The 14,718-nt window shown below is 65.7% G+C and carries 15 protein-coding genes; 12 read left to right on the top strand and 3 right to left on the bottom strand.

Annotated features, from left to right (window positions below; translation table 11 throughout):
- The first annotated feature begins 158 nt into the window (after nt 1-158).
- Together IVB48_RS19535 and IVB48_RS19530 are read left to right on the top strand one after the other, a co-directional pair.
- On the top strand, nt 159-1,646 hold the full coding sequence (locus IVB48_RS19535) for a caspase family protein (RefSeq protein WP_247401941.1): 1,488 nt from the start codon (nt 159-161) through the stop codon (nt 1,644-1,646).
- Nucleotides 1,647-1,781: 135 nt separating this feature from the next.
- Nucleotides 1,782-3,449 (top strand): SulP family inorganic anion transporter, encoded by a 1,668-nt coding sequence (locus IVB48_RS19530; protein ID WP_247401939.1) that lies wholly within the window; start codon nt 1,782-1,784, stop codon nt 3,447-3,449.
- A gap of 6 nt (nt 3,450-3,455) precedes the next feature.
- Here IVB48_RS19530 and IVB48_RS19525 read toward each other — a convergent pair whose 3' ends face one another.
- Nucleotides 3,456-3,818, bottom strand: coding sequence for a hypothetical protein (locus IVB48_RS19525; RefSeq protein ID WP_247401937.1), 363 nt, complete (start codon nt 3,816-3,818; stop codon nt 3,456-3,458).
- 50 nt (nt 3,819-3,868) lie between these two features.
- A complete protein-coding gene (locus tag IVB48_RS19520; protein ID WP_063995261.1) occupies nt 3,869-5,293 on the bottom strand; it encodes an FAD-linked oxidase C-terminal domain-containing protein in 1,425 nt (474 codons plus the stop codon).
- A gap of 87 nt (nt 5,294-5,380) precedes the next feature.
- On the opposite strand from IVB48_RS19520, the gene IVB48_RS19515 reads away from it, so the two are divergent.
- Nucleotides 5,381-5,887, top strand: coding sequence for a thioesterase family protein (locus IVB48_RS19515; protein ID WP_247401935.1), 507 nt, complete (start codon nt 5,381-5,383; stop codon nt 5,885-5,887).
- Nucleotides 5,888-5,892: 5 nt separating this feature from the next.
- Here the strand turns inward: IVB48_RS19515 and IVB48_RS19510 are convergent, their stop codons facing one another.
- Complete coding sequence (locus IVB48_RS19510; RefSeq protein ID WP_007613448.1) at nt 5,893-6,066, bottom strand: DUF1328 domain-containing protein; 174 nt, start codon at nt 6,064-6,066, stop codon at nt 5,893-5,895.
- Between the two features lie 240 nt (nt 6,067-6,306).
- Between IVB48_RS19510 and IVB48_RS19505 the strand changes: the two genes are divergently transcribed.
- From IVB48_RS19505 to IVB48_RS19465, 9 genes are all read left to right on the top strand, one after another.
- Nucleotides 6,307-8,898, top strand: coding sequence for a UvrD-helicase domain-containing protein (locus IVB48_RS19505; RefSeq protein ID WP_247401933.1), 2,592 nt, complete (start codon nt 6,307-6,309; stop codon nt 8,896-8,898).
- A gap of 7 nt (nt 8,899-8,905) precedes the next feature.
- Nucleotides 8,906-9,196: a type II toxin-antitoxin system HicB family antitoxin gene (locus tag IVB48_RS19500; protein WP_247401931.1), complete on the top strand. Its 291-nt coding sequence runs from the start codon at nt 8,906-8,908 to the stop codon at nt 9,194-9,196.
- Between the two features lie 88 nt (nt 9,197-9,284).
- On the top strand, nt 9,285-9,701 hold the full coding sequence (locus IVB48_RS19495; RefSeq protein WP_247403018.1) for a hypothetical protein: 417 nt from the start codon (nt 9,285-9,287) through the stop codon (nt 9,699-9,701).
- Entirely contained in the window at nt 9,701-10,372 is a 672-nt protein-coding gene (locus IVB48_RS19490) for an OmpA family protein (RefSeq protein WP_247401929.1), read from the top strand. The genes IVB48_RS19495 and IVB48_RS19490 overlap by 1 nt, the downstream gene beginning before the upstream one ends.
- Nucleotides 10,373-10,526: 154 nt before the next feature.
- Nucleotides 10,527-11,063, top strand: a complete 537-nt coding sequence (locus tag IVB48_RS19485) for an Mpo1-like protein (protein ID WP_051462979.1) — start codon at nt 10,527-10,529, stop codon at nt 11,061-11,063.
- Nucleotides 11,064-11,092: 29 nt separating this feature from the next.
- Nucleotides 11,093-12,124, top strand: coding sequence for an NAD-dependent epimerase/dehydratase family protein (locus tag IVB48_RS19480; RefSeq protein ID WP_027570746.1), 1,032 nt, complete (start codon nt 11,093-11,095; stop codon nt 12,122-12,124).
- 30 nt (nt 12,125-12,154) lie between these two features.
- Nucleotides 12,155-12,781 (top strand): isoprenylcysteine carboxylmethyltransferase family protein, encoded by a 627-nt coding sequence (locus IVB48_RS19475; protein WP_027570745.1) that lies wholly within the window; start codon nt 12,155-12,157, stop codon nt 12,779-12,781.
- A gap of 278 nt (nt 12,782-13,059) precedes the next feature.
- Nucleotides 13,060-13,269: a hypothetical protein gene (locus IVB48_RS19470; protein WP_007613466.1), complete on the top strand. Its 210-nt coding sequence runs from the start codon at nt 13,060-13,062 to the stop codon at nt 13,267-13,269.
- Between the two features lie 142 nt (nt 13,270-13,411).
- Nucleotides 13,412-14,716: a sorbosone dehydrogenase family protein gene (locus tag IVB48_RS19465; protein ID WP_247401927.1), complete on the top strand. Its 1,305-nt coding sequence runs from the start codon at nt 13,412-13,414 to the stop codon at nt 14,714-14,716.
- Nucleotides 14,717-14,718: the final 2 nt, after the last annotated feature.

The following is a 14,718-nucleotide window of genomic DNA, read 5'->3' as shown; positions in this document are numbered from 1 at the left end:
AATTCACATGGATGGCGCCAGAACGATGCCGCACTGGCTCTGGCAGACCTCCTGCCCCATTTTGCCGCAGCTCAACGTGATCCACTGCACAGACAGACGCATGGCGGCCATCTAGAAAAGGTGACATCATCGCGCGCATTGCCGATGGAGGTGACACCATGCGCCGTCCAGTTCTTCGCAATTTGTTTCTTGGATCCGCTCTTCTCGCGCTCACGCAATTGACGACGCCCACGGATGCGGCGGCCGAAGCGCGGCTCGCACTCGTGATCGGTCAATCGGCCTATCGCACCGTGCCGGAACTGCCCAACGCGGCCAACGACGCCAAGGGCATGACGGAGCTGCTCGGCAATGCCGGCTTCACCGTCACCACGGCATCCAATCTGGCGCAGAACGACATGCGTCAGGCGATCTCGGATTTCGCCGGCAAGGTCAGCGCCAGCGGCGCCGACACCGTCGCGCTGGTGTTCTATGCCGGCCACGGCCTCCAGATCGACGGCGAGAACTATCTCGTTCCCGTCGATCTCGACCCCAAGCGCGAAGCCGACATTCCGCTGCAGGGTGTGCGGCTCAACGATTTGCTCAACACGCTCGGCGCGCTGCCGACACGAGCCCGCATCTTCATGCTCGATGCCTGCCGCAACAACCCGTTCCCGGCGCTCAGCGGCGCCGGCCACGGGCTTGCAATCGTCGACACCAAGGCCGGCGCGCCGGGCTCCTTCATTTCCTATTCGACCTCGCCGGGCTCCGAAGCCGAGGATGGCTCCGGCATCGACAGCCCCTACACCACCGCGGCGCTGACCGTCGCCAAGCAGCCCAATCTGCCGATCGAGGAAGTGTTCAAGCGCATTCGCGTCGCCGTGGCGCAATCGACCGACGGACGCCAGATCCCCTGGGAAAGCTCGTCGCTGACGACCGACTTCAAGTTCTTCGGCGGCGACGGCAGCGGCAGTCAGGCTGCGCTTCCTGGCGCATCCTCCATGGCACTTGCGAGCGGCACGCGCAGCCTCGAGGACTGGCGCAAGGACTTGCAGGGCAAGCCGGCCATGGTCGCCTATGAGATGGTGATCACCGACGACACCGTGCCGGCGTATCAGGCCTATATCGAGTTGTACGCCCAGGATACCCGTACCCCGCGCCTGCGCACGATCGTGGAGCGCCGGCGCCAGATGCTGGCGTGGGAGCGCGCCACCGCGATCAACACCCGCGCCTCGTTCGAGGCTTATCTGACGAACTGGGACAACAGCGATCTGGCTGCGACCGCACGCCGGCTGCTGCTCCGCGTGCAGAACCGCAACTACGTCTTGCCTGCTGTGGTCGCGGCCGCTCCTGCCCCGGTCGCCGTCGCAATGGCGCCGACCTGCCCGTGCTCGACGCCCACACCGCCGGCTTCGCCGGTCAACCCGGCAGTCGCGCCCGTGATCAAAAAGCGCGTCGACGACACCCCGCCAAAGCGCAAGGTGGTCGACACGCCGCCCAGGCAACGCCGGCCGCCGCCTGATGAGGTGATCTACGAGCGCGCGCCGCCACCGGATCGCGGCCCGCCGCCAGGCGCCATCATGCAAGGCATTGGCATCGGTGTCGGGATCGGCATGGGAATGGGCGGCGGCCGCGGCGGCGATTATCACAACGACCGCGGCCGGTACTGAGACCCCACTCGCGAGATACGGAGGACAGATCTGTCCTCCGTCGACGGATGGAGATAAACTGCGTCTGCTGCTTCCCGATACGGAAATGCTGTAGTCTAACCGACTGACGCCAGGCTTTCCGGGGACTCCACATCGATGCCGCACGACGCTCGCGCCAAGCCAGCTTGGCCGCTGTTTCGCTCACTCGCGTCCTATTCGCTGCCGGGCGATTTGATGGCCGGCCTGACGCTCGCGGCGATCGCGATTCCCGAGCAGATGGCCACGGCGCGGCTCGGCGGCTTCGCGCCGCAGATCGGCTTCTTCGCCTTCATGGCGGGATCGCTCGGCTTTGCGATGCTCGGCCGCAACCGCTTCCTGTCCTGCGGCGCCGATTCCACGATCACGCCGATCTTCGCCGGCGGACTGGCGGCGCTGGCTGCCGCCGGCTCGCCTGAGTATCAGGGCCTCGCAATCGCGCTGGCGTTGATGGTCGGCGCGATGATGCTGGCCGGCGGCGCCTTCCGCCTTGGCGGCATCGCCAACCTCTTGTCCGTGCCCGTCATGGTCGGCTTCCTCGCCGGCATCTCCGTCCACATCATCGTGTCGCAATTGCCGGGCGTGCTGCGTCTGGACTCGCCGGGCGGGCCGACGCTCGATCGCATCGGCGTGCTCGCAAGCGAGCTCGGCCGCAGCAATCCCTTCACGTTGTGCATCGGCTTCGGCGTGCTTGCCGTGGTCTTCGTCGCTGAGAAGATCAGCGCAAAAATTCCGGGCGCACTGATCGGGCTCGTCGCCGCGACCCTGGCCACGATCGCGCTCGGCCTCGAGAGCAAGGGCGTCAACGTCGTAGGCCTCGTGCCGGGCACGCTGCCGCGGCCGACCTTCCCCGAGCTTGCACCGGAGCAATGGGTCCGCCTCGTGCCGCTCGCGTTTGTCATCACGGTCGTGGTGATGGTGCAGACCGCGGCGACGACGCGCTCGTTCCCGTCCGATCCCGACAAGCCGGCCGATGTCGATCGCGATTTTCTCGGCGTGGGTGCCGGCAGCGCGCTGTCGGGCCTGTTCGGCGCGTTTCCGGTCAATGCCAGCCCGCCGCGGACGGGCATTGTCGCCGAGACCGGCGGACAATCGCAGCTCGCGGGTCTCGCCGCCGCTGCGATCGTGCTGGCGCTGCTCGCGTTTGGAACGGGATTGCTGCAGCACGTTCCGGACGCAGCCCTCGGCGGCATCCTGCTGTTCGTCGCGCTGCGCATCATCCGCGTGAAGCAGATCGTCACGATCTATCGCCAATCCCCGAGCGAATTCCTGCTGATCGCCGCCACCGCCGCGCTGATCATCGTGCTGCCGATCCAGCAGGGTGCGTTCCTCGGCATCGTGCTGTCGCTGCTGCACGGCATCTGGAGCACGACGCGCGCGCGGCTCGTCGAGTTCGAGCGCGTGCCGGGCACCACGATCTGGTGGCCGGCGCATCCGCACATCGCCGGCGAGCGCATCGCCGGAGTCGCCGTGATCGGGCTGCAGGCGCCGCTGTCGTTCCTCAACGCGCCCGGCTTTCGCAGCGACGTGACCAAGGTGCTCGGCGCGACGCCTCCGCAGCTGCTGGTGCTGGAGGCGAGCGGCATGGTCGAGATCGACTTCACCGCCGCGCAGATCCTGCTCGATGTGTTCAGGGCGTGCAGCGAACAGGGTGTCACGGTCGCGCTGGCCCGGCTGGAATCGGTGCGCGCGCAGGACGCATTCGAGCGGTTCAAACTGTTCGAGGCCCTGCCCCGGGAAAACGTCTTCCACAGTGTCGACGAGGCCGTGCGCAGGCTGGCGAAATAACTGCGCTCACTGCGCCAATGTCGGATGATCCCGCTGGATCGTTTCGCGGATCCAGCTGGCATGGATCGCGCGAAACAGGATTTGCGCCGTCTTGAGGTCGTTCGCTGTCATGCAGAGATCGACGATGCGACGGACTGCGTCGTCGCGCATCAGCCCGTCCGCGATCTTCATCGCGATTTCCATCGCGACCTTCGCCGCGCGCTCGTAGCGCTCACTGTCGCGCTTGTCGCTGCGCGCGGACCCTGCCGCGCTCGCCGCAGCGGCGTCACAGATCGCACGGATGCGCTCGGCGGCCTCGATATCGCCGAGCGGCCGTTCGATCGCCTCGTCCCAGATGTCTTGACGCGTCTTGCGCGCGAACCACTGCATTGCCTGCTCCGTGGTGAGGGAGCGAGCATAAACGGCGGTGAGCCTGCGCGCTACGCCTCCGGTACGATCTTGCCGGGATTGAAGATGTTCTGCGGATCGAGCGCCTTTTTTAGCGCCCGCATCGCATCGATCGCCTCGGGGCCGAGCTCCGCCTTGAGGTATTTCTGCTTGCCCTGGCCGATGCCGTGCTCGCCGGTGCAGGTGCCGTCCATCGCCTGCGCGCGTTCGACCAGCCGATGCATGAACTCCTCGCCGCGGGCCATCTCGTCGGCATCGTTGGTGTCGCAGACCAGCGAGCAGTGGAAATTGCCGTCGCCGACATGGCCCACGATCGGCGACAACAGGTTGAGCCGCTTGAGATCTTCCTCGGTTTCGCCGACACATTCGGCAAGCCGCGAGATCGGCACGCAGACGTCGGTCGCGACCACGCCGATGCTGTCACCGGGCCGCAGCGCCTTCACCGACCAATAGGCGTCGTGCCGCGCCTGCCACAGTTTTGTGCGATCCTCCGGCTTGGTGGTCCAGGAGAAATCGCCGCCGCCGCAGTCCTTTGCGATCTCGCCGAAGGCCTTGGACTGTTCGCCGACCTCGATCTCGCTGCCGTGGAATTCCATCAGCAGCAGCGGCGTTTCCGGCAGCGTCAGCTTCGAATAGGCGTTGCAGGCCCGTACCTGCGCGGCGTTGAGCAGCTCGATGCGCGCCACGGGGATGCCGGTCTGGATCGCCAGGATCACGGCCTGACACGCCCCGTGCACGGTCTCGAACGACACCGCGCCGGCCGCGATCGTATCGGGGATGCCGCGCAGACGGATGGTCAATTCCGAGATGATGCCGAGCGTGCCCTCGGCGCCGACGAACAGATGCGTCAGGTCATAGCCGGCGGATGATTTCTTCGCGCGCGTGCCGGTCGTGATGATCTCGCCGTCGCCGCGGACCACTTTCAGCGCCAGCACACTATCGCGCATGGTGCCGTAGCGCACCGCGTTGGTGCCGGAGGCGCGGGTCGAGGCCATGCCGCCGAGAGAGGCGTCCGCGCCGGGGTCGATCGGGAAGAACAGGCCTTGGTCGCGCAGATGCTCGTTCAGCGCCTTGCGGGTGACCCCGGGCTGGATCACGCAGTCGAGGTCCTCGGCATGCACCGCGAGCACCTTGTTCATGTCGCGCAGGTCGATGCAGATTCCGCCGGCGGGTGCGTTGACCTGGCCCTCGAGCGAGGTGCCGGTGCCGAAGGCGATGACGGGCACGCCGTTTTTCGCGCAGATCCGCACCACGTCCTGGATGTCGGCGGTCTCCTGCGCCATCACCACGCCGTCCGGCGGCTGGTTCACGATCCATGTGGTGGTATGGCCGTGCTGCTCGCGGACGGCCTGAGAGGTGATGAGGCGGTTGCCGAACCGCGCGGCAAGCTGCTCCAGCGCGCTCGCGAGGGCTTTCGGCGCCGGCCGCGGCGGATTATTGGTGATGGTCGTACCCACGGACGTTCCTCCCGACGAGACGAACCGTGGCAAAGGACATCTCACCGGTCAAGTCAAGCGACCGGATGCATAGCTTGGGAAGGACACATGCCGGAGACTGCTGCCACAACGATCGAGGGCGCGCCGTTCCGCGCCTCGATCATGCAGATCGAGCCGCAATGGATCGACTACAACGGCCACCTCAACATGGCCTATTACAACGTGATGTTCGACCGCGCGATCGATCAGATGTGGCTGACGCTCGGGATCGGGCCGGCCTACATGAAGGAGCGCGGCGGATCGACCTTCACTGCCGAATGCCACGTGCGGTATCTGCGCGAAATCCACCTCGGCGATCCCGTTCAGGTCTCGGTCTGGCTGCTGGAAGCCGACGACAAGCGGCTTCACACCTTCCAGGAGCTACGACACGCCACCGAGGGCTGGCTGTCGGCGACCTCCGAAAACATGTCGCTTCACATCGACATGGGCTCACGAAAGGTGGCGGCTTTTCCGCCAGACATAAGCGAGCGCATCGCAGCGGTGGTCAAGACCCACAGCGCGGTGCCACGGCCCGAGGGCATCGGCCGGAACGTGGCGATGCCCTCGAAGCGGTAAGCGCGCTAGACCCTGGTGCGGCCGCGGGCCAGACCGACAACGGCCGAGACCAGGAACAACACGACCGCGATGAAGAAGATGATCTTGGCGATTTCGATCGACGCGCCGGCGAGGCCGCCAAAGCCCAGGATACCGGCGATCAGGGCGATAACCAGAAACGTCACTACCCAGCTAAGCATGATCCGAACCTCTGTTTCGATGTCTGTCTGCGATCGGCGCGGCTGACGCGCCTCACTTGCAGAACCAATCGCCAACTCGGAACAATGGTTCCGAGCCGCTAGGGCCGAAATTCGCCTGACCCGCAGGAACAAATTGGCTTTTCGCGCACGTGGAAAACCCCCGCCCGCGGCCCCATATAGGGACCAATCCCTGTTAAGAAGGCTCCCCTTTCACCACCCCGCGGTGCCAACGTGGGGCAAATGATTCGCATGACCGAGCCGAGCAAGATCACGTCCCAGAGCGTCCCCGACCACCAGCCCGCAGCCGGCGGCATCGCCGCGCGTGCGCGGGCCTCGGTGGGCCCGCAATACCTGTCCGGGCTCAATCCGGAGCAGCGCGAGGCTGTGGAAACGCTGGACGGCCCGGTTCTGGTGCTGGCCGGCGCCGGCACCGGCAAGACCCGCGTGCTGACCACGCGCATCGCCCATATCCTGAGCCAGGGACGCGCCCGCCCATCCGAAATCCTGTCGGTGACCTTCACCAACAAGGCCGCGCGCGAGATGAAGCACCGGCTCGGTCAGATGCTCGGTCATGCCGTCGAAGGCATGCCGTGGCTCGGCACCTTCCACTCCATCGGCGGGCGCATCCTGCGGACCCACGCCGAGCTGGCGCAGCTCAAGTCGAACTTCACCGTGCTCGACGTCGACGATCAGGTCCGACTGCTCAAGCAGCTTCTGCAAGCCGACAATATCGACGACAAGCGCTGGCCCGCGCGCATGCTCGCCGGCCTCATCGACGGCTGGAAGAATCGCGGCCTGACGCCGTCGCAGGTGCCGTCGGGCGAAGCCGCCGTGTTCGCCAACGGCAAGGGCGGCAAGCTCTATGCGAGCTACCAGGAGCGGCTGAAGATTTTGAACGCCGCCGATTTCGGCGATCTGCTGCTCGAGGACATCCGCATCTTCCGCGAGCATCCGGATATCCTGCGGCAGTACCAGCAGCGCTTCAAATTCATCCTGGTCGACGAGTATCAAGACACCAACGTCGCGCAGTATCTGTGGCTGCGGCTGCTGTCGCAGGCGCCGTCGGCCAATCCGTCATTGCCCGGCTTGCCCCGGCAAGCCATCGATTCTTCGCCAGATGGATCACCGGGTCTCGACGCTTCGCATCGGCCCGGTGATGCCGAGAATGACGATGTGGCGCCGCCTCCGGCGAACGAAAAAACACACGTCAAGAACATCTGCTGCGTCGGCGACGACGACCAGTCGATCTATGGCTGGCGCGGCGCGGAGGTCGACAACATCCTGCGCTTCGACCATGATTTTCCCGGCGCCAAGGTCATCCGCCTCGAGCGCAACTACCGCTCGACCGGCCACATCCTCGCCGCCGCCTCGCACCTGATCGCCCACAATGAAGGCCGGCTCGGTAAGACGCTGCGCACCGAAGACCATGACGGCGAGAAGGTCACGGTGACAGGCTCGTGGGATTCGGAAGAGGAAGCCCGCGGCATCGGCGAGGAGATCGAGCAGATCCAGCGCCAGGGCGACAAGCTCAACGAGATCGCGATTCTCGTTCGCGCCTCCTACCAGATGCGCGAGTTCGAAGACCGCTTCGTCACGCTCGGCCTGCCCTATCGCGTCATCGGCGGCCCGCGCTTCTACGAGCGCGCCGAAATCCGCGACGCGCTGGCCTATCTGCGCGTCATCAATTCACCGGCCGATGATCTCGCCTTCGAGCGCATCGTCAACACGCCCAAGCGCGGCCTGGGCGATGCCACCGTGCAGATGCTGCACGACCACGCCCGCAAGCGCCGCATTCCGCTGTTCGAGGCGGCGCGCGCGGTGGTCGAGACCGACGAGCTGAAGCCGAAGGCGCGCGGCTCGTTACGCGACGTCGTCGCCCAGTTCGACCGCTGGCGCGCCCAGCGCGAGGTCACCTCGCACACGGAGCTCGCCGAGATCGTGCTCGACGAGAGCGGCTACACCGAGATGTGGCAGAAGGACCGTTCGGCGGACGCCGCGGGCCGGCTCGAAAACCTCAAGGAGCTGGTGCGCTCGATGGAGGAGTTCGAGAACCTGCAAGGGTTCTTGGAGCACATCTCGCTGGTGATGGACCGCGACAGCGGCGCCGATGAGGACGCAGTGTCGCTGATGACCTTGCATTCGGCCAAGGGGCTGGAATTCGACAACGTGTTCCTGCCGGGCTGGGAGGAAGGCCTGTTTCCGAGCCAGCGCACGCTGGACGAACAGGGCCGCGCCGGCCTCGAGGAAGAGCGCCGGCTCGGCCATGTCGGCCTGACCCGGGCCCGCCGCCGCGCCAAAATCTACTTTGCGACCAACCGCCGGATCCACGGCACCTGGTCGACCACGATCCCGTCGCGCTTCCTCGACGAACTGCCGGCCGCCAATGTCGAGATCACAGAATCCAAGGGCGGTTCGGCCTGGGGCGGCACCGGCGGCTACGGCGCCTCCCGCTTCGACGACATGGAAGCGTTCGGCTCCACCTATTCGACCCCCGGCTGGCAGCGCGCCCAGGCCAATCGCAATCGTGGCGGCGGCGGGGGCGGCAATGGCGGCCGCGGCAGCTTCGAGGAACAAGCCTCGTCGTTTTCGTCCCAGTCGTCCTCGCCCGATTTCGGCAGCTTCTCCTCGCGTCGCCGCGGGCCGCTGACGATCGAGGGCGAGCTGGTGGCCAAATCCACCGGCACGACCTCGGAATTCTCCCTCTCCGACCGCGTCTTCCACCAGAAATTCGGCTATGGCCGCGTCACCAAGATCGACGGCAACAAGCTCACCATCGCCTTCGACAAGGCGGGGGAAAAGAAGGTCGTGGACAGTTTTGTGCAGCGGGCGTGAGGCCTGCATGCCGCACTACATCGCCATCATCGAGGACGCCGGCCCGGACGAAGCCGTCGGCGTGTGGTTTCCCGACCTGCCCGGCTGCATTTCCGGCGGCGACGACGTCGATGAGGCCCTGGAGAATGCGCCCGAGGCACTCGCGTTCTATGCACAGGAACTGATCGCGGACGGCCGCCAGCTTCCCCCGCCGCGGACATTGGACGAGCTCAAGGCCGACCCTGATGTGGCCGACGAGCTCGGGAAGCACACGGTCGCCCTGATCGAATGGCCACCCCTCACTGAGGCCACGGAGTGAGGACTGTTCGCCGCACTGGTCGGACTCTCGACACTTCTCGCCCGAACGCCCCTTGACCACCGCGAACTTCCCCGTATCAGATGCGGCCATGGTCCGGGGCTCCATCACACTGATCTTGCTGGCATTGGGTATGCCGTCGCTTGCGGCGGCGGAGACCATGAGCTTTGGCGATGCGATCGGGATGCTTGCGAAAAGTTGCGGTGCGGAAATCGTTGCCAATTGCCGCGGCGTCAACCCGGATTCGACCCGCCTGAAGGAGTGCCTCTCGCGCAACCGCGACGTGCTCTCGCAGCAGTGCCAGAGCGATTATCTCGGCGCCTTCGACGCGATCCAGAAGCGCGTCGCAGCCCGTGTCACCGTGGCGAACGTCTGCCAGCGCGAGATCGTCAAGGTCTGCGGCGGCTCGACCAAGGAGACCAGCAAGGCGGTCCCCTGCCTGGTCTCGACGCCCAAGGGCATCAGCAACAATTGCCTGAAGGCCGTCGACGACGCGGGGTATCGGTGATGCCAACGACCAGGCTTACCACCGCCGGAATATGCATCGCGCTCGGCCTCGCTTTGCTCGCGGGCACAGCCGAAGCGCAGACGGCGCCGCCGACCCGCGACGACATCGTCGGCAAGCTCAACCATTTCGAACAAGCCGCCGAGATCGATCTTCCCGCGCTGAAGCTGCAGGTGATGGAGCGGGCCAAGGCCAGGATCAAGAACGATCCCGGTCCGGTGAACCGGCCGCTGATCGCGCCCGATCTGGTCAATTTGCCGACCTTCACCGCGCAGATCCAGTTCGACGCCGACACGCCGATCATCCAGCCGGCGTCCTACCAGACCGTCGGGCGCCTCGCCGACGCGCTGGTCCATGCCTCGCTGCTGCCCTACACGTTCCTGATCGTCGGCCATGTCGAATCCAACGCGAAGACGCGCGAGGCCAACGCGATCCTGAGCCAGCGCCGCGCCGACGCGATTCGCGACGTGCTGGTGAACACGTTCAAGATCTCGACCAAGCGGCTGCATCCGATCGGCCTCGGCGAGGAGCAGTTTCTCGACCGGGCCAGGCCGACCGCGGCCGCCAACGCCCAGTTGCAAATCCTGACCTACGCCAAGGTACCGGAGGAAGCGCCTGCGCATCCGGCTGCGACACCTGCGCCTGCGGCGAAAAAGCCCGCCAAGAAACACTGAGCGGACGCGCCACGGCGGCTGACGGAACCCTTTGAAGTCCTGATCGTTTTGTGACCTGTCTCACAGCGCAACAGCGCGGCTTCGCGCGACAATCGCGCCGGTTTGTGCACCGCCCTATCAGGTGCTATAGGCTTTTTTCGTCCTCCCCGACCCCATGCTGCACGAGACCGAGATGGCCAGTTCTTTTCGACACCAGCTGGCCGACTACGTCGAATATCATCGCGATCCCTGGAACTGCGCGATGCACGTGGTCGGCATCCTTCTGCTCTTCACCGGCGCCGTGCTGCCGCTGACGCTGGTGCATTTCCCGGTGTTCGGGATCGAGGTCAGTCTGGCCGTGATTCTGGCCCTGCCGGTGCTGGTCTACTGGCTGATGCTGGACGCCGGGATCGGGCTCGGCATCCTCGCCGCGATGATCGTGCTGCTTTCGGTCGCAACCGCGATCGGCAATCAGGTCTCGATCGTCATGATGTGGTCGATTTTTGCGGTGCTGATCGGGCTCGGCGTCGCGTCGCAAATCGTCGGCCACAAGGTTTTCGAGGAGCGACAGCCGTCGATGGTCGACCACCCCACGCATTTTCTGCTTGGACCGATGTTTGTCATGGCAAAATTATTCATTGCATTGGGCTTCCGTCGCGACCTTGCCGCGATTCTGGCGCCTGTTCCGACCAATTCCCTTTCAACCCGATAGTTCTAGACGCGAAACAGCAAACCTTCTGCATGGCTCTCGTACTGGTTACCGGTGGCAGCGGCTTCATCGGACATCATCTCGTAGAAGCGCTCCGCGCCCGTGGGCAGCGGGTGCGTGTCCTCGATGTTCGTGCGCCGGCCACGCCGTATGCCGACGTCGAATATGCCCGTGGCTCGGTGCTGGACGGCGCCGCGGTCGATGCCGCAATTGCGGGTGTCGATCAGGTCTATCACCTCGCCGGCCTGCCCGGCATGTGGGTCGCCGACAAGCAGGCCTTTCACGACGTCAATTGTCGCGGCACCGAGATCGTGCTCGCGGCCGCGATGAAGCGCGGCGTCTCGCGCTTCCTGCACTGCTCGACGGAATCGATCCTGTTCCCCTATTCCGACCTCAACGGTGTTCCCGCCGAAGAGGCGCTGCAGCCGGCCGATGCGATGCCGGGCGCCTACACCCGGTCGAAATCGCTGGCCGAGCATTGCGCCGCGAAGGCCGCAGCTGAAGGTTTTCCGCTGGTGATCGGCACCCCGACCATGCCGATCGGTGCCGCCGACCATAATCTGACGCCGCCGACCGCGATGCTGTGGTACTTCCTGCAGAAGAAAGTGCAGCCGCATCTCGACTTCCCGGTCAATCTCGTCGACGTCCGCGACGTCGCCATGGGCCTCGTGCTGACCATGGAACGCGGACGTAACGGCCAGCGCTACATCCTCGGCGGCGACTGCGTCAGGCTCGGCCAGATTCTGCGGATGATGTCCGCGATGAGCGGCCGCCGCCAATTCCCGGTCGTCGTTCCCGGCAAGATGGCCGAACTGTCGGGCATCATGCTCGAATATCTCTCCGATCGTATCACGCGCCGGCCGCCCAACGGCACCGCCGAGGGCGTGCGCATCGCGCTCGCCGCGAGCGACCTCTCGATCGACAAGGCGCGCACCGAACTCGGCTACGCGCCGCGCCCGATCGAGCCGGTCCTGCGCGAAACCATCACCCATCTTCTCGCCCGCGGCGGCGCGCTTGCCTCCGGCGCCATCGAGCATCACGCGCTCTCCTCGCGCGCCAGCTGAGCTGCCGCCCAACCCAAAGAACCTTTCCGCATGTCCTTCGATTTCAGCAAGCTTCTCTCTGTCGCCTGGGGTGGTTGGACCACGACCTGGCCGACGCAACTGCTCGCCCTGATCTGGCTCGCCTGGCTCGCAAGCTGGGTCGGCGCCTCGTTCTGGCAAGGCCGTACCCAGAAGCAGGTGATGACGCTGGAGTCCGGCCGCTATCGCATTCCGATCCTGGTCGGCGGCATCCTGTTTACGCCCTGGACCGCCGAGGTGCTCGGTGAGAAGCCGCTTTGGGTCTTCAGCAATAATGCTGTCTACGTCGTGGCGCTGATCGTGCTGGCCGGCATCTCCTTCACCTGGTGGGGACGGCTGCATCTTGGACAGTTCTGGTCCAACACCATCACTCACAAGCAAGACCACCGCGTCATCGACACCGGCCCGTACGGCATCGTGCGCCATCCGATCTACACCGGCCTGATCCTCGGCATGCTGGTGACCGGCATCGCGGTCGGCACGGTCACTGCGATGCTCGGCGCGATCCTGATCTCGCTCGGCATGTGGCAGAAGGGCCGGATGGAAGAGGTGTTCCTGTCCAAGGAGCTCGGCGAAGACGCCTACGGCGCCTATTGCCGCCGCGTGCCGATGATCATCCCGTTCCTGTCGCCGCGGTGAGAGCGGGTATCGCTTCAACTCTGTCGTCGCAAGCGTAGCGCGGCTGCACCTCCGGAGTCGTCCTGGCGAAAGCCAGGACCCATTACCCCAGGGAGCGGTTTGGCGGGGATTGCCCGGAACTGAGGCCGCACACAGTCGATGGATTCCGCGGTATGGGTCCTGCTTTCGCCAGGACGACGCCGAGGAAGCTGTGTGCGCAACACACTTGCTGCCAGGAACCCCTGCTGCCTGCGGCCGTTAGCCCCTCGACACCTGCAATGACCGCAGAGCATCGAGCCATGTCCGACGCCTACGATTATTTTCGCGAGCACGCGATCGCCGCCGTCCGCAAGGCGCGGGCGCTGCCGCCCGGGCGGCCGAAGCAGAAGCAGCGCACGGTGGCGCGCGTTTATCATCTCCTCTCCAGGGAGGCGGCGCTCGCGCCGAACATCCATCATCTGGATGATTTTCGCGCGGCGCGCCGGGCAGAGCGGCAGATCGGCCGCTGATCTCCGGGCCCATCCTATCGGCATTCGTCCCATGCAAATTCGAGCGGCTGCCATTCCACGGGAATAGAGCCCCGCGGCGCTCCACACAGGTTGACGTCTGCCCCGTCAGCCCGTTGGATGCGCGCGCAAACAGGGGCCTCTCATGACTTTTTCCAGCATCTTTGCGCAGTTCGTTGCGCTTCTCGGCGGCATCGCGCTGCAATGGCGAAAGCTGTCGGGCACCGTGCCTGCGCCGGCCTGGGGCCAGTCGCCCGCCATTCCCGAAGCAAAGCCGCAAGGCGCCATCCCGACACTGAAGATGCCGACGGCGCGGGGCTGGAGCGAGGGACAGAAGCCGACGGTCGCACCCGGGCTCAAGGTCAATGCGTTCGCGACCGGTCTCGACCATCCGCGCTGGATCGAGGTGCTGCCCAATGGCGACGTGCTGATCGCGGAGGCGACGCAGATCGCGGGGGCGCCGCGGTCCGTGTTTCACTACGCAATGCAGGCCACGATGCGACGCGCCGCCGCGCTCGGCGTCAGCGCCAACCGCATCACGCTGCTGCGCGACAAGGACGGCGACGGCGTCGCGGAGTATCGCGGCGCGTTCATGGAAAATCTCAGCCAGCCGTTCGGCATGGCGCTGGTCGGCGACACCTTCTATGTCGGCAACACCGACGGCGTGATGGCCTTCCCGTACGTGGCGAATGCCGATCGCATCACCGCGCCGGGCAAGCGCCTCACCACTTTCAAGCCAAGCGGCCACTGGACCCGCAGCCTGCTCGCGAGCCCCGACGGCAAAAAACTCTATGCCGGCGTCGGCTCGCTCAGCAACATCGCCGAGATGGGCATGGAGGTCGAGGAAGGCCGCGCCGCGGTCTACGAGGTCGATCTCGCCGCCGGCACGCACCGCATCTTCGGCGCCGGCCTGCGCAACCCGGTTGGTCTCGCCTGGGAGCCAACGACCGGTGTACTCTGGACCGTCGTCAACGAGCGCGACGGCCTCGGCGACGAAACGCCGCCGGACTATCTGACCTCGGTGCACGATGGCGGCTTTTACGGCTGGCCTTATTGCTACTGGGGCAAGACGGTGGACGATCGCGTGCCGCAGGATCCGGCGATGGTCGCCAAGGCGCTCACGCCGGACTACGCGCTCGGCGGCCATACCGCTTCGCTCGGCCTGTGCTGGATGCCGGCGGGCACGCTGCCGGGCTTCCCCGACGGCATGGCGATCGGCCAGCACGGTTCGTGGAATCGCAGCAAGCTGTCAGGCTACAAGCTGGTCTTCATCCCGTTCGAGAACGGCAAGCCTTCGGGTCCCGCACGCGACATCCTGTCGGGCTTCCTGGCTCCGGATGAGAAAGAATCCTACGGCCGCCCGGTCGGCGTCGTGATCGGTCCCGACAAGAAGTCGCTGCTGATGGCCGACGACGTCGGCAACGTGATCTGGCGTGTCACCGGCGCTTGAAG

It is taken from the genome of Bradyrhizobium sp. 76, from assembly GCF_023073025.1.
GTDB lineage: Bacteria > Pseudomonadota > Alphaproteobacteria > Rhizobiales > Xanthobacteraceae > Bradyrhizobium.
This window is presented reverse-complemented; position numbering and strand designations above follow the sequence as displayed.

What these genes read in the sequence shown, in the direction of transcription:
- IVB48_RS19535 (WP_247401941.1), top strand. Translation starts at nt 159, where the DNA reads ATGCGCCGTCCAGTTCTTCGCAATTTGTTTCTTGGATCCGCTCTTCTC.
- IVB48_RS19530 (WP_247401939.1), top strand. Translation starts at nt 1,782, where the DNA reads ATGCCGCACGACGCTCGCGCCAAGCCAGCTTGGCCGCTGTTTCGCTCA.
- IVB48_RS19525 (WP_247401937.1), bottom strand. Translation starts at nt 3,818, where the DNA reads ATGCAGTGGTTCGCGCGCAAGACGCGTCAAGACATCTGGGACGAGGCG.
- IVB48_RS19515 (WP_247401935.1), top strand. Translation starts at nt 5,381, where the DNA reads ATGCCGGAGACTGCTGCCACAACGATCGAGGGCGCGCCGTTCCGCGCC.
- IVB48_RS19510 (WP_007613448.1), bottom strand. Translation starts at nt 6,066, where the DNA reads ATGCTTAGCTGGGTAGTGACGTTTCTGGTTATCGCCCTGATCGCCGGT.
- IVB48_RS19505 (WP_247401933.1), top strand. Translation starts at nt 6,307, where the DNA reads ATGATTCGCATGACCGAGCCGAGCAAGATCACGTCCCAGAGCGTCCCC.
- IVB48_RS19500 (WP_247401931.1), top strand. Translation starts at nt 8,906, where the DNA reads ATGCCGCACTACATCGCCATCATCGAGGACGCCGGCCCGGACGAAGCC.
- IVB48_RS19495 (WP_247403018.1), top strand. Translation starts at nt 9,285, where the DNA reads ATGGTCCGGGGCTCCATCACACTGATCTTGCTGGCATTGGGTATGCCG.
- IVB48_RS19490 (WP_247401929.1), top strand. Translation starts at nt 9,701, where the DNA reads ATGCCAACGACCAGGCTTACCACCGCCGGAATATGCATCGCGCTCGGC.
- IVB48_RS19485 (WP_051462979.1), top strand. Translation starts at nt 10,527, where the DNA reads ATGCTGCACGAGACCGAGATGGCCAGTTCTTTTCGACACCAGCTGGCC.
- IVB48_RS19480 (WP_027570746.1), top strand. Translation starts at nt 11,093, where the DNA reads ATGGCTCTCGTACTGGTTACCGGTGGCAGCGGCTTCATCGGACATCAT.
- IVB48_RS19475 (WP_027570745.1), top strand. Translation starts at nt 12,155, where the DNA reads ATGTCCTTCGATTTCAGCAAGCTTCTCTCTGTCGCCTGGGGTGGTTGG.
- IVB48_RS19470 (WP_007613466.1), top strand. Translation starts at nt 13,060, where the DNA reads ATGTCCGACGCCTACGATTATTTTCGCGAGCACGCGATCGCCGCCGTC.
- IVB48_RS19465 (WP_247401927.1), top strand. Translation starts at nt 13,412, where the DNA reads ATGACTTTTTCCAGCATCTTTGCGCAGTTCGTTGCGCTTCTCGGCGGC.